This is a genomic window from Endozoicomonas sp. ALB032 (genome assembly GCF_049310125.1).
Taxonomy (GTDB): Bacteria; Pseudomonadota; Gammaproteobacteria; order Pseudomonadales; family Endozoicomonadaceae; genus Endozoicomonas_A.
The window spans coordinates 2,377,828-2,392,053 of record NZ_JBLYNW010000001.1; the positions used below are offsets into that span (position 1 = coordinate 2,377,828).

The following is a 14,226-nucleotide window of genomic DNA, read 5'->3' on the forward strand; positions in this document are numbered from 1 at the left end:
TTAAATATCCAGATTCTTAAACAGGTCATCCAGATCTTTGCACTCTACCAACCCTTCCCCTCTGTCGCTTTCCTCGAAAGCCTTCAGAGTCTCTTCGTTAGGAATACGCACATCAAACGGCAACCCGTTGCACAGCTCAACCTGCGTATAAAAAAGAGTAATGGCCTGTGTTGTGTTCAGCCCGATCTTGCGAAACACCGCTTCAGCCTGTTTCTTCAGCTCAGGTTCCACTCTGGCCCTGACCACAGCGCTTTTGCTCATGACGGTTCCCTCTGGTATTGAATGGTGTTTTATAGTGTAGGCCAATTGGGACACATTTCAAAATTCAGCTGCCTGTATATGGGGTGGGTAGGTCGCTTACTACTTGTTGGACTTTCTGCGATTACACTCCCGGCAAAGTATCTGGCCGTCAACCAGCTCAGTCTTGCCAACCTGTGACCATGGGTTGACGCAAATGAAAAGGACACTCAGAGATTGATAAACCAGTTCACACTTTTCACTGTGCAATACCTTGGCGGCCCTCTCACAATGCCTGCTATTCTGACTGCTCCTACAACAAATGATAACGGCACGCAGTATGTCACTGGGACATCGTGTAGAGAGACTTGAATCCCATTTTGAATCGCTGGATAACGCTGTACATCGCTTCGTCCAGATTACCGGGGAAACACAGAAGATTGTGCTGGAAAATCATCGAGAGAACCGGCCCATGTATGTTCGCTCAGGTAGAAAAACGTTTTGATCAGCAAGACCACAAGATCGAGGCTTACCAGTCTGAGAACTGCAAACATTTTGACAAAATAGAAGAAACTCTCGCCATCATCGTAAACCACCTTCGGAAATAGCCACGCCGCCTGGCAACTCGCTTGACGGAGACAGCTACGCTGCCCGTCAGCTCTATGGGTTAGTCTACTTTGTCATACTCTCCATCAGGTCATCAGTAGAACCGTTAATATCAATATTCGGCATGATACTTTGTGGCTTCCAGATGATTCGGTTGTGATAAACACTCACACCAACACCGTTCGTCTGTTCAGCGAAGTATGTGACATTATCGGACAACCCCAAGAAGTGCTTTTTAAATTCATTGGGACCCGTCTTACAGGTGACCTCTAGCTGCCTGTTGCTGTCTTTGATTGAACACTTGCCCTCGAGCGAAAGCATATAGTCGCCTGTAATGCCATTGTAAAAAACAACTCTACGATCAATTTCAAATTGATCCGCTGCTTTCGATAGATTCCTGGATGCGAGTTGGGCATCACGATCACAGCCAGACAGCAATAGAGCCAGTAAGACTGATGTAGAAAAAAATAGCTTTTTCATTTTCTTATTCCCTCTCATTTTTATAGTTCAAATGTCCCCGCATTGCTTAGGCATCGGGCTTAAGTCCTCCCCGAGGGCCGTCATGCACAGGAGATTTCAATCTCTAAGAGACTCTGCACTTGTGCAGAGCCTTTAGTGTGCTTTTGCGACACCCTCTTTACGGCGGGGAGGATGTCAACTGGGGCGGCGGTCACTGCCTTTAAGGGCTCTGGAGATTTACTTACACACTCACTTTTTAATACCGTTACAGTCCGACACAAAGTAGGTGCATTAGTAGGCACAATAAACGAGACACAAAAAAGCCCGTAGTGTTCACTGACGCTACGGGCTTTGCTGTATCTGGTGGGCCTTCCGGGACTCGAACCCAGGACCTGCCGATTATGAGTCGGATGCTCTAACCAACTGAGCTAAAGGCCCCATTTTGACACCAACCCCGTAATCTTTCCTGTTGGTAGCGTATAACGCACAAGACTTCAGGGCTTGGTTCTTAGTGGAGGTGAATTATAAGCATATCAGGGCGCTCTCGCCAACCCTCTGATTTTAATAAAGCTTTTATCGATCAAAAAAGGTTCTTTAACAGGTCTTGAAGTGTAAAAGAAGCATCGTTGGCACCTGCTTTTTTGTCAGCGCCTGCTGTGTCTTGTCGAAATAAAAGCAGTGCCTCTGTTGGATGGAAGTCCGGCAGGTCATGAAGGATTGTGGCAGGGGCATTTTCCCGCCCTATCAGCAAAGCGCAGCAATTTTGCGATAGCCTCGTAGTGGGCGAGAGCTCACGGCGTTTTGCCAAGCGGTCATTCACATAGTGCAATGACTGCGTCTTTAATACCCGCACTGAATAGAGGATAATGAACAGGATTCAGATTGGAGCAATGAGGAATCTATGGCTCTGGAAAAGATAAAAGAGCGTCTGTCTTCAGTAACTGAGGGTCTCACGAGCACCCTGAGTGGTGGTATACCTGGGGCCAAAATGATTGCTGTTGCTGTTGGTGTCCTGATAATTGGCCTGACTGCTTTAGGTATTTACTGGAGTATTGAACCGGATAGTTTTTCAGTAAAAGCCAATACTGAGCAGATGGCACAGGCCAATGACCAGGAAGTTGTGGTGGGTTACACGACTACGGCTACGCTTTATCGTATTGCGGACACGCTGCTGAGCAAATCCGGTGGCTATACCCGAAATGATATCGGTCCTCCCGGTGTGTTTATGGATAATATGCCAAGCTGGGAGCTGGGTGTGTTGGTTCAGGTGCGTGATATGGCGCGCTCTCTTCGTAAAGATATGAGTCGTTCGCAGTCCCAGTCTCAGGAAGATCGCGATCTTGCCATTGCCGAGCCTCAGTTTAACTTTGATTCCAGGAGTTGGATTCTTCCTTCCAGTGAAAAAGAATACCAGCGTGGTATCGATAAGCTGGGCAATTATATGCGTCGACTGCCCGATAAGCAGGATCCCGCCCAGTTCTACGCCCGTGCCGATAACCTGACCCGCTGGCTGACCGATGTTGAAACCCGTCTGGGCAGTCTTTCTCAAAGACTCAGTGCCAGTGTCGGCAAACCGCGTATTAATACTGATCTGGCAGGGGATGCGGAAGCTTCCCAGTCCACAGAAGCAGAGACGCTGGTGGAAGTGAAAACGCCCTGGACCAAAATCGATGATGTTTTCTACGAAGCCCGTGGTTCTTCCTGGGCACTGATTCATCTAATGAAGGCGATAGAGGTCGACTTTGCCGATGTACTGGAAAAAAAGAACGCTACGATCAGCCTGAAGCAAATTATTCGGGAACTGGAAGCTACTCAGGAAACAGTCTGGAGTCCATTCATTCTTAACGGTAGCGGATTTGGCATACTGGCCAACCATTCACTGGTCATGGCCAATTATATCTCTCGCGCCAATGCCGGCATTATCGACTTGCGCCGACTGCTTGAGCAGGGGTAGATGCACTGTGAATTGTTAGTTCTGTTTTTAATTTTTCCTGAAGCCGCAAAGCGGCTAAAAATGCTACAAAATTAGCAAAATCGTCGTAAACCCTCGACAGGGCGGTGGGCATTCACAAAGAGCCGCCCGATAACGGGCCTGGTATACCCACCGTAAATATAAAAAAATTCGAGTAGGTTAGATCCTGTTCGAATGTCCCTCAGACTATTCTATTTATTTGTAATCAGGTTAGGGGATCTAGCCGCGATTATTTGGTATTGTTGCTTTGTCCTCACAGGGTGAGCAGTTCTCAAAGGAATGAAGAGCAAAGTCAAGGCTATTGAGCCGAGCCATCTTCGCTCAGGATTAGCACTGACAATTATAATTAAAATATTATTAAAAGGCTGTTTAAGTGAAGCTAACAAGATTTAGTCTATTTTTCCTGGCCATTATAACTTCAGGTTGGTCCAGTGCTGCTGAAGCAATTTCCAGTTCTGATTTGTACTGCATGATATTTTATTGCGAACCCGAACCCGAACCCGAGTATGACTTTGTTGTCGTAGGTGCTGGTTCAGGTGGTGGAACTGTTGCATCACGACTGGCGCACCTGGGGCATTCAGTATTACTCATCGATGCAGGTGGTGATCCGGCTGATAGAAACCCAACCTACCCCATTCCTGCCAATCACCCCTTTGCAAGTGAAAAGCCGGGCAGAAGTTGGTCTTATTATGTCGAACATTACAGTGACCCAGCGAAGGCTGCACGTAACTCTAATGCGATGTGTCGGATCAATGATGATCCCGGGAAGCGCGTGAGCTGTATTGTTCAGGACAATGGCAACTGTGACTGTCCCTCCGGAACCTCGCGAGAAGGCATTTTTTATCCTCGAGGCACAGGGATAGGTGGTTCTTCAGCGAACAATGCCATGATCAACGTGCTGCCAAAAAATTCAGACTGGGATTCCTTGGCTCAATTGACGGGCGATGACTCTTGGTCGGCCAGCAATATAAATAGTACTTATCTGCCTATTCTCTACGATTGGGCTTCTATTGAAAAATATGAAGCGGACTGGCTGGTTAATGATGTACATGGTCAATATGTTCAAGAGATGGTTGAGTCTGCAGTATCAGTTGTGAATCCTCCTAATTTTGACAGTAATAAATCCATCGTTGAAAATCTGAACGACAATAACCTTCTGGAAGCATCGGTAGCTAACGAGGAAGAAGGCATGTGGGTGTTGCCTGTGGCTCACAATGATGGCTTCAGGGCGAGTGTTCGTGAACGAATCCTGGCAAGCGCCTGTATGGAAGATCCCTTAAATCCAGACGGATTGTCGGACGGTCAGCGTGAAAATAAGTGTAAAAGTGATGGTCTCTGGGACTATGACAATGATAGTCCGCTGTTAGTTGTCCAGTACAATTCTTTGGTCACAAAGGTGTTGTTTGATAGTCAGGATAGCAAGAAAGCGACGGGGGTTGAGTATGTAGTGGCTGAAGGTGCATACAAAGCTGATCAAACTCATAAGGATGCTTCGGGCCAAACTCGTGATCAAGTCTTTGCTGCTAAAGAGATAATTCTGGCGGCTGGTGCCTACAATACACCGCAGCTGCTTATGTTGTCCGGTATTGGTGATCCTGAAGTATTTAATCGAGCTGATATCAACATTTCCCTGCGCCATGCATTACCGGGAGTAGGGAGAAATCTTCAGGATCGATATGAAGTCGGCATGGTATATGAGGCACCCGCCAAACTGGAGTGGATCGAGAATTGTTTTTCATTGTTGAGTAATATTCTTGGTGAAGGCTGTGTAGCGTATTTGACGGGTGCGAAGGCGCTGAACACACAAAGCGAGAAATCGGTGTTATCGACTAATCTAAGCTTTACGTCGATACTGACAAAGTCTTCAGCCGACAAGCCTGAAGAGGACCTGCATATCTTTGGCCTGGTTAATCAGTTTACGGGTTACTTTGATGGCTACAGTGCGGCAGGACTTCAACCAAAACGATTCACCTGGGTGGTATTGAAAGGTCATAATGAAAACCGTGGTGGTGTTGTAACACTTAAAACGGATAGTCCTTTTGATCGACCTTCAGTTAATTACAACTCCTTCGAAGACGGTAATAAGAACACATTAGAACTGGGTGGAAATCCGAATTCCGGTGAGACTGACCTGGCAGGTGTTCTTGCGGGCGTGAAATTGGTGCGTGATATTGTTCAGAACGCAGAAGCTACTTATGGAACGCAATACCAGGAAGTCTGGCCGGGGAGATCGTTGCAATCCGATGAGGAACTCAAGCAGGCAATTAGAGATCGAGCCTGGGGCCATCACGCATTCAGTACTGCCGCCATCGGTAGAGAAGAAGATACTTTTTCGGTGCTCGATAGTGACTTTCGTGTGCGAGGTATCGAAAATTTGCGTGTCGTTGATGCATCAGTATTCCCAAGACATGTGGGTACTTTCCCGGTACTTGCTGTTTACATAATGGCTGAAAAAGCCGCTCACAATATCGACAAGGCAAACTAGACAAGCATTACCAAGATTTGTATTGTCCAGATTCATCTGACACCCTCGCTGTCCTTTCGAGGGTGTCGCAAAACTGCAACAGCTCTTTCCTTCATTCCGCGTGGGAATTTTATCATCCTGAAAACCGGGCTCTGCAACTTGAGATAGCCTATGGTTTTTTGCGCTGGGACCGACAGAGCCGAAAAGCATGGCAGCTATATTTTTGCGACAGCCTCTGAAAGTGATGGGCTTTCTGATCTTTCTGGTGAGATTGAGCAAGTCACGGAAAAAGGCTGGCTGAAAAGAGATTGAGGTGAAGAATGAGCAGCAAACTGGTTTATTCGACCGATAAGGGTCGCATCAAGGAAGAAAAGCCCAGGGAAGAAGTGGGTGATGGCAACGTCCGTGTCCGCCCTGAAAAGAAAGGTCGTGGTGGTAAAGTGGTCACAGTGATCAGTGGCTTGCCTCTTGCGGGTAATGACCTCAAGGCCTACGCCAAAACATTGAAAAAGCGCTGCGGCGGTGGTGGTTCTGTAAAAGACGGCAATATCGAGCTGCAGGGAGATCATGTGGATGTCATGGTCGATGTGCTCAAGAAAGCTGGCTACGATGCCAAGCGATCTGGCGGTTAACTTCGACAAAAACTTCACGGAAAAAAACGCTCTTTTTTTCCTGAAAGCGCCTTTTTTTGGAGAATTAAAAAATAATTCTCTCAATCTGTTTGTTTTGTATACACTGGATAAATGTTTTCTTTGAGATATAGACTCAGTCTTCGGGCTTTATGTTGTACATGTGTACTAAGTTCATGCAGTGCTCCGGGGAGATACAACGAATAAGGACGTTTTTGTAAGGAAATTTTTCATCCCGGATGGATGAGATTTTCTCGGTACAAATAGCCATGAGTGAAGGACATTATTTTTCATGGCATAAAAAGGTACACTTGAATGGACCATGAAAACACTGCGTACGAACAGACTCCGGAGAATGCTCCACAGTTTACATCCAGACTGGGTTTCTATCTTGCGGCTGTGGGCTCCGCTGTAGGTATAGGCAATATTTGGGGATTCCCTGCCCAGACTGCCGACAATGGTGGTGCTGCCTTCGTTCTAATCTACCTTTGTTTCTCTTTCCTCCTTGCCTGGCCGATGCTGGTGGCTGAACTGGTAATTGGCCGTTATGGTCGCTCAGACCCGGTTAGTACCCTCGCAAGTGTCAGCAACAGATATTTTTTCAAGCTGCTGGGTAAGCTGACTGGCTGGGTTTCAACAGTCACAGTTCTGCTGATCTATACCTTTTACGCCATCATTTCCGGCTGGATCATCTGTTTTGGTCTGGCTCCCATAGCGGTGGCTCTGGGTCTGGACAGTCTGGCCACCTCACTGACTTCATTTAATCCTTTGCCCACCATGATAGCGGCCTGTGCATTCATGGTCATAGTAGCGGCCATTGTCTCCGGCGGTGTTGCTGATGGCATTGAGAAATGGTGTAGCCGTCTGATGCCAATGCTGGTGCTGCTGATTCTGCTGCTGATCGGTTTCACCATGACACAGGAAGGAGCCCTGAAAGGTCTTCGGTATTTTGTGCTGCCTGATTTTTCCAAATTGCTGAATAAGGATCTTCTGATCAGTGCCCTGGGTCAGTCATTTTTCTCCATGTCTCTGGGGGTAGGCATCATGGTGGTTTATGGTGCCTACCTGACCCGCGACTGTAATATTCCGGTGATGGCTGCCAGTGTTGCCGTCACTGATACGCTGGTCGCAGTGATGGCCGGTTTGCTGATTATTCCGGGTATGTTTGTTGCGCTGAATCACGGAATTGATATCTACACCGCAGAGGGTGCTCTGAAAAGCGCCGACAAGCTGGTGTTTGATGTTTTGCCACAGCTCTTTCTTCAGTTTGGTTCACCGGGTATTTTGCTTTCCCTGGCCTTCTTTCTTTTATTAACCATTACGGCTTTGACCTCAGCAGTTTCGATTCTGGAAGTACCGGTAGCGGTTTTTCAGAGACGACTTCATGTCCGCAGGACTGCCAGCTCCTGGCTGATCTCGCTGATTACTTTCGGGGTTAGTGTCTGCGTGATGATCTGGTTTGATGTGCTCTTTGACTTTGTGGTCAACCTGACAACCCGCTATGCTATGCCTCTGTTAAGCCTGGTCGTCTGTATCTATGCGGCCTGGATATGGTCCAGAGATCAAAAACTGAAAGAACTGCAGAAAGGATATCCGGATATTGAGCACAGTCTTTTCTGGAAGATCTGGCCCTGGTACATCCGGTTTTTCTGCCCGTTCATGGTGATGGTCCTGATCTTTTTCACTTTTTGATGATAACCGGAATTCAGACCGAAATGGTATTAAGTACAGGTTCCTGGTTTCCGGGTTAAGAGCTTTCTCACAGAATGAAAATTTGGGTTGATGCCGATGCCTGCCCGGTGGTGATCAAGGAAATACTATTCAGAGCCGCCGACCGAACCGAAACCCCACTGACTCTGGTGGCCAACCAGCCACTCAGGGTTCCGGGGTCACGCTTTATAAAATCCCTGCAGGTCGCCTCCGGCTTTGATGTGGCAGACAATGAGATTGTTAAAAGAGCCGAGTCAGGAGACCTGGTTATCACCAGCGATATTCCTCTGGCCGCCGAAGTGATTGAAAAAGGTGCTGCTGCGTTGAGTCCTCGTGGTGAACTGTTCACAGAAGACAATATTCGGGCAAGGCTGAACATGCGTGACTTCATGGATACACTTCGCGCCAGTGGTATTGAATCCGGCGGGCCTCCGGCACTGAGCCAGAGTGATCGCCAGCAGTTTGCCAACCAGCTGGATAAGTGGCTGGCAAAGGTTCAGCGCTGAGCGTTCATCATAAATTTGCTCGAAGGCATTTGACAAAATTCTGGAAGCTGGGAGATTGATTTTTATCAATATCCATATGCGGTGGGATCTTTTTGGACCATTCTTTCTTTTTATCCAGAGAGTGTAGTCCTTCAAAGTCAGCAGTGAAGTTATTTTCACACCAGGCCAGTAAGCTGTTCAATTCTTCAGAAATAGCTGCTTGATTTTTGTCATCAAGATCCGGAAGAACAACTACAGCTCTATCCTCATTGGGTGCTTTGGAATATGCCCTTAGTCTGACAAGGCTGTTAGCTCAGTTTGACCTTCAACCAGAATTTCAAAATGCATGCTTGGCTTCCTTGCCAGACCCATTATTGAGCTCCAGAAAAGAGAATGGCCAGCCTGTTTTTTTGGCCTCTCCGTCTCTGTCTGAGTCGCCCGCTAGCAGCCTGTCGGACTTAAGTGTCCGTAGCGAGGATTGCAAGAAATTGAGGATAAAAATCTCTGTTTCTGAGGAGAATAGCGAGCTATTTGACGAAGAAACAGGGATTTTTAGACCAATTTATTGCAACCGCAGTAGGACAGTCTTAAGTCCGACAGGCTGCTAGGAGCCTGACCGAGAATAGCGCCCGTAGCGAGGACGGCAGAAAATTGAGGATGAAAATTCGGTTTTGTGAGGAGAATAGCGAGCTATTTGACGAACAAAAGCGGATTTTCAGACCAATTTGCTGCCGCCACAGTAGGGCAGTCTATTCTCGGTCTAATGGGATGGTCCGCCCCTCCTAAACGGCTTCAAATGAGCCAAAATGGAGTTAACCATTTAAACAGGATTAACCGGAGCGAACCACCCATGACTATTTCAGTACTTGGTATCGATATTGGCAAGAACAACTTTCACCTGTTTGGTGTTGATGACCAGGGTAGCAAAGTCATCAGAAAGAAGTTGTCCAGGAAGAACCTTTTGGAGTACGTGGCAAATCTGGAGCCATGCATTATCGCTATGGAAGCTTGTGGTGGTGCTCACTATTTGGCTCGGTTATTCAAGAACTATGGGCATACTGTCAAGCTGATTTCACCTCAATTTGTCAAGCCTTATGTCAAGACCAACAAAAATGACTACAACGATGCTGAAGCGATTGCAGAAGCAGCTTCACGGCCCAGCATGCGTTTTGTACCTGTTAAAACGTCAGAGCAGCAGGCCTGGCAACTTCTGCACCGCTATCGTCAACAAGCGGTTGATCAGAGAACTGCCCTGGTTAACCAGATCCGGGGGTCACTATTGGAAGAAGGTATTGTGGTTGCCCAGGGTATTGGTAAAGTTCGTGCACAGCTTCCACGAATTCTGGAAGATGCTGAAAATGGACTCCATTCGCTGACTCGTGAGCTGCTACATGGTTTATCAGAAGAGTTGGCCAGTCTTGACAAGCGTATTCAACAGTATGACCAGAAAATTCAGGAGCTGGCTGAAAACGACGACGAATGTCGTCGAATGATGACTATGCCGGGTATCGGAGCCATCACTGCCACAGCATTGAAGGCAGCCGTTGGTGATGCGACGTATTTTAAATCTGGTCGACACCTTGCCGCATGGTTGGGATTAGTTCCAAGACAGCATTCCACAGGCGGTAAGTCAGTCCTGCTGGGCATCAGTAAACGGGGTGATAAATACCTGCGCACATTATTGATACACGGCGCACGTTCGGTACTCCACTGCCTCAAAAATAAGGATGACCGCTGTAAAAAATGGGTTAGCCAACTTAATGAGCGCAGCAATCACAACGTTGCCGCCGTTGGTCTGGCTAATAAAATGGCTCGGATTGTCTGGGTCATCATGACCCGAAATGAAGTTTACAAGGCTGCATAATGAGGTAAAGGCGGCAGCGGCAAAGTAAAGCATAAGCTTAATCAAAGGGGAACCCCCCCCGCAGATTGCGATGAGCATGTACAGTTGATGGCAAACAGGTAAAAACCGGCAACCTGAAACCTGATAGGAGTCTTGGCCCTTGAGGCCGTCGGACTGATAAGGCCAGGTTGCGCGGATACCCATCAGGGCCAGAGGGTTAGACCTCATGAATAGGCCGTATATATGATTGCAGTTATCTTTGTTTGCTAATTAACAAAACAGGCTCTTGCAAAACGGGGCGGACCATATAAGGCTCCTAGCAACTATAGGTCTTCCATGACGATCAGTACCAATAGATAATTCATACGTGATAGGGCGTTCGTTTGAGGATTCTCTATAGTAGATTTCAAACTCGATGTTATTATCCGATCCTCCTGATCTGAGGCGTTCAAATCCACCTCGTCCATTTCTATGACATGCCTCATCAACGCCGAATTTCAGGCAATCTGCAAGAAAACCAAAAGCATCGAACAAAGAGCTTTTTCCAACGCCATTCTTGCCTACTACGACTGTCAGAGGGGTAAGTGACTTTCGTTGTCTATCATGCCAGGTTTTTCCAAGAGTCACATCTCGTAATGATCTGAAGTTACGGATTTTTAGACCTTCAATAAGTGCCATAGCGTATGAACTCTAACTGTAGTGAGACATTTTTTTAGAATTCTACATGAATAGGAATACAGATATAGTTCTATGAAATTAGAACTATATCTAATAAAGCCTCGCTTCAGAAACAAACTAATTCGATCAAAAGGGAGCATTGAAACAGGGCTTTTAAGTGGAACTTAGCAGCTGCTTGACCACCGCCGGATCAGCCAGTGTACTCAAGTCACCCAGATTATCTTTCTCGCCCTGGGCCAGTTTACGCAAGATGCGTCGCATGATTTTGCCAGAGCGGGTCTTGGGCAGGGCAGGGCATGGGTGAAGTATCTCCGGGCGAGCGAATGAGCCGATTTCACTGGCTACCAGATTTGAAAGTTCCTCCATCAAGTCATCGTTGATTTCAATACCGTCCATGGGTGTCATGAAGGCATAAACAGTTTCACCCTTCACTGGATGAGGAATTCCCACTACGGCTGCTTCTGCAATCGCCTCATGCAATACCAGGGCGCTTTCTACTTCTGCCGTGCCCAGTCGGTGACCCGCAACATTAATTACATCATCCATTCTGCCTGTGATCTGGTAATAGCCATTTTCATCCCTGCGGGCTCCGTCTCCCGTGAAGTAATAACCCGGATACTGGCTGAAGTAAGTGTCAATTGCTCGCTGATGATTGCCATAGACGGTTCTGATCTGACCTGGCCAGGAACCAGTGATCACCAGACTTCCCTGACCGGGCCCGACAACCTCATTACCCTCATTATCCAGAATGGCAGTACGGATGCCCAGGAAAGGCCGTGTTGCATACCCGGGTTTTAACGCGGTGGCTCCCGGCAAAGGCGTAATCATCATGCCACCCGTTTCTGTCTGCCACCAGGAATCGATAATGGGACAGCGTTCTTCTCCCACGATCTGGTAGTACCAATGCCAGGCTTCCGGATTAATGGGTTCGCCCACGGTTCCCAGAATTTTCAGACTGGCTCGTGAAGTTCGTTTAACGTATTCATCCCCCTTGGCCATCAGAGCCCGGATTGCCGTAGGCGCTATATAGAGTGTATTCACCCGGTGACGATCTACAATTTCCCAGATTCTAGAAGCATCGGGCCAAAAGGGGACCCCCTCATACATGACCATAGTGGCACCGTTGGATAAAGGACCATAGGCAATATAGGAGTGGCCGGTAATCCAGCCTACATCAGCACCACACCAGAAAATGTCACCTTCGTGGTAATCAAAAACGTAGTGAAATGTGACCGTGGTATGAAGCAGATAACCCGCTGTGCTGTGGAGGACACCTTTAGGTTTTCCGGTGGAGCCGGAAGTATAAAGAATAAAGAGGGGATCTTCAGATTCCATGATCTCAGGTTCACAGGTAACGGGCTGGTCTGTTGTCAGCTCCTGATAAGAAATGTCGCGTCCTTCCTGCCATTCAATCCTCGCTCCGGTTCTCTCATAAACCACTACAGTACTGACATCAGGACAGTCTTTCAGAGCTTCATCGGTATTCTTTTTGAGAGGGATATGTTTCCCTCCCCGAACGCCCTCATCAGCAGTGATCACTGCCCGGCAGCCACAGTCGAGAATACGGTCACGAAGGGAGTTTGGAGAGAAGCCGCCAAAGACTACGGAGTGAACAGCGCCAATGCGTGCACAGGCAAGCATGGCATAAACGGCCTCAGGAACCATGGGCATATAGATACAAACCCTGTCCCCTCGGTTGACACCTCGCGCCTTTAAGCCATTGGCCAGCCTGCAGACCTCGTCATGCATTTCCTGATAGGTAATTTTACGCTGCAGGTCTGGCGTGTCACCTTCCCAGATAATGGCTACCCGGTCGGCACGATTTTCCAGGTGTCTGTCTATGCAGTTGACGCTGGCATTCAGCTGTCCACCTTTAAACCAGCTCACTTCACAGCTGTTGAAGTCGCCTTCATAAATGGCATCCCAGGGGCGATACCAGTCCAGATAGCGTTCAGCCTTTTTACCCCAGAACGCTTCCGGATTCTCCAGAGAATAGTGATAGAGCGCCTGATATTTTTCTTCGCTCATCCATGAGTCTTGAAAAGCCTCGGAAACCGGGTAGATCGTTGCCTGGGTCATGGCCTCTCACCTGCCTCGTTTTTATAAAGTTAACCCAGTATAGAAGTGAGTGCGTTTGCGGGCATTATATCCTGGCTTTTTTGACCATCTCCTTGAGAGGGGCAAGCGACTGACATCCTCCCCTACCTGAATAGGGTGTCGCAAAAGTAGTGAAAAAGCGCAAGTTACAGGAAGTAGATGAGCATGCTGGGCCACTTTTTAACTAAACTCGTGAAATTCTCCATCCATACCTCCAAAGGTCAGGGTGTCCCCGTCGCTACGCTTCCGATGAGAGGCTATGGATAGAGAATTTCGCCCTTTCCGTTAAATGCAGCGTCCACGCTTCCTGTCGTCTTTTTCAGAGTCCTGAAAATGATCAAGCTGCAACATTAACTTACAGTCGGTTTGTCTGGTTTTTTGGTTGTTTGTTTATTCAGAAATTGTCAAAAACTATAGATGGCACTGAGAGACATCGAATGCGCTTCTGGTTTGTTTTCTACTTCAGCTCCATAGTCATAATCAATGTCATCGAACTGGCTATATCGGTATTCAGCCCTGAGTGACAGGGGGAGACCGGCTTCATTTTTAAATTCGACACCGAAGCCACCATGCCAGCCGGTAACCTTGTCATCCCCTTTATTCCCGTCAGAGGTTTTAGCTTCTGACTTTAATTTACTCATTCCGAAACGACCATAGACGTTTACAGTCTCACTGTAAGCGTGGCCTATAATCAGGCTTGCACCATATTCATCTTTAAACCGGACCTCTTCTTCAAAGGAACTCAACTTATACTCAGCCTTGGTTGTGTGATGGTTATATTCAGCCTCCAGTCCCACATACATAGCACGGTCAACAGGGAAGTTATAACCGACAAAAGCACCATAGATACTCCCCTGATTACCAAAAGAATCAATCTTCAGTGATCCGTACTCCATCTTACTGCTGATTGATTCATAGCCAGCTTTAGCGCCAATATAGAAACCCTCTTCAGATGCAAGCGCAGAACCTGCAAAGGTCAGGGCTATAGCTATCATGATTATTCTCATAATTACCTTCCTCAGTGTTGTTGACTGAACACCGCCATA

Annotated in this window: 11 protein-coding genes and 1 tRNA gene; 6 read left to right on the forward strand and 6 right to left on the reverse strand. The window is 47.5% G+C overall.

The annotated features are described in order from the left end of the window. From ACO6VG_RS08535 to ACO6VG_RS08545, 3 genes are all read right to left on the reverse strand, one after another. On the reverse strand, positions 1-261 hold the full coding sequence (locus tag ACO6VG_RS08535) for a type II toxin-antitoxin system RelB/DinJ family antitoxin (protein WP_422139673.1): 261 nt from the start codon (positions 259-261) through the stop codon (positions 1-3). A 648-nt stretch (positions 262-909) separates the two neighbouring features. Continuing rightward, positions 910-1,323, reverse strand: a complete 414-nt coding sequence (locus ACO6VG_RS08540) for a hypothetical protein (protein WP_422136543.1) — start codon at positions 1,321-1,323, stop codon at positions 910-912. Positions 1,324-1,663: 340 nt separating this feature from the next. Continuing rightward, positions 1,664-1,740: transfer RNA gene (locus tag ACO6VG_RS08545), tRNA-Ile, on the reverse strand. A gap of 463 nt (positions 1,741-2,203) precedes the next feature. Between ACO6VG_RS08545 and ACO6VG_RS08550 the strand changes: the two genes are divergently transcribed. The 6 genes from ACO6VG_RS08550 (at position 2,204) to ACO6VG_RS08575 (ending at position 10,426) form a co-directional block, all read left to right on the forward strand. Beyond that, a complete protein-coding gene (locus ACO6VG_RS08550) occupies positions 2,204-3,256 on the forward strand; it encodes a DUF2333 family protein (RefSeq protein WP_422136555.1) in 1,053 nt (350 codons plus the stop codon). A 487-nt stretch (positions 3,257-3,743) separates the two neighbouring features. Further along, on the forward strand, positions 3,744-5,759 hold the full coding sequence (locus ACO6VG_RS08555; protein ID WP_422410409.1) for a GMC family oxidoreductase: 2,016 nt from the start codon (positions 3,744-3,746) through the stop codon (positions 5,757-5,759). Between the two features lie 299 nt (positions 5,760-6,058). Then, positions 6,059-6,370, forward strand: a complete 312-nt coding sequence (gene yciH / locus ACO6VG_RS08560) for a stress response translation initiation inhibitor YciH (RefSeq protein WP_422136557.1) — start codon at positions 6,059-6,061, stop codon at positions 6,368-6,370. A gap of 312 nt (positions 6,371-6,682) precedes the next feature. Beyond that, complete coding sequence (locus ACO6VG_RS08565; protein WP_422139690.1) at positions 6,683-8,059, forward strand: sodium-dependent transporter; 1,377 nt, start codon at positions 6,683-6,685, stop codon at positions 8,057-8,059. A gap of 74 nt (positions 8,060-8,133) precedes the next feature. Continuing rightward, on the forward strand, positions 8,134-8,583 hold the full coding sequence (locus tag ACO6VG_RS08570) for a YaiI/YqxD family protein (RefSeq protein WP_422136559.1): 450 nt from the start codon (positions 8,134-8,136) through the stop codon (positions 8,581-8,583). Between the two features lie 829 nt (positions 8,584-9,412). Beyond that, on the forward strand, positions 9,413-10,426 hold the full coding sequence (locus ACO6VG_RS08575; RefSeq protein WP_422132667.1) for an IS110 family transposase: 1,014 nt from the start codon (positions 9,413-9,415) through the stop codon (positions 10,424-10,426). Positions 10,427-10,675: 249 nt separating this feature from the next. On the opposite strand, the gene ACO6VG_RS08580 is transcribed toward ACO6VG_RS08575, so the two are convergent. The 3 genes from ACO6VG_RS08580 to ACO6VG_RS08590 form a co-directional block, all read right to left on the reverse strand. Beyond that, positions 10,676-11,083 carry an AAA family ATPase gene (locus ACO6VG_RS08580; RefSeq protein ID WP_422473499.1) on the reverse strand — a complete coding sequence of 136 codons (408 nt, stop codon included), beginning with the start codon at positions 11,081-11,083 and terminating at the stop codon, positions 10,676-10,678. 153 nt (positions 11,084-11,236) lie between these two features. Further along, positions 11,237-13,162 carry an acetate--CoA ligase gene (gene acs / locus ACO6VG_RS08585; protein ID WP_422136561.1) on the reverse strand — a complete coding sequence of 642 codons (1,926 nt, stop codon included), beginning with the start codon at positions 13,160-13,162 and terminating at the stop codon, positions 11,237-11,239. A gap of 422 nt (positions 13,163-13,584) precedes the next feature. Further along, complete coding sequence (locus ACO6VG_RS08590) at positions 13,585-14,187, reverse strand: outer membrane protein (RefSeq protein ID WP_422136562.1); 603 nt, start codon at positions 14,185-14,187, stop codon at positions 13,585-13,587. Positions 14,188-14,226 lie beyond the last annotated feature (39 nt).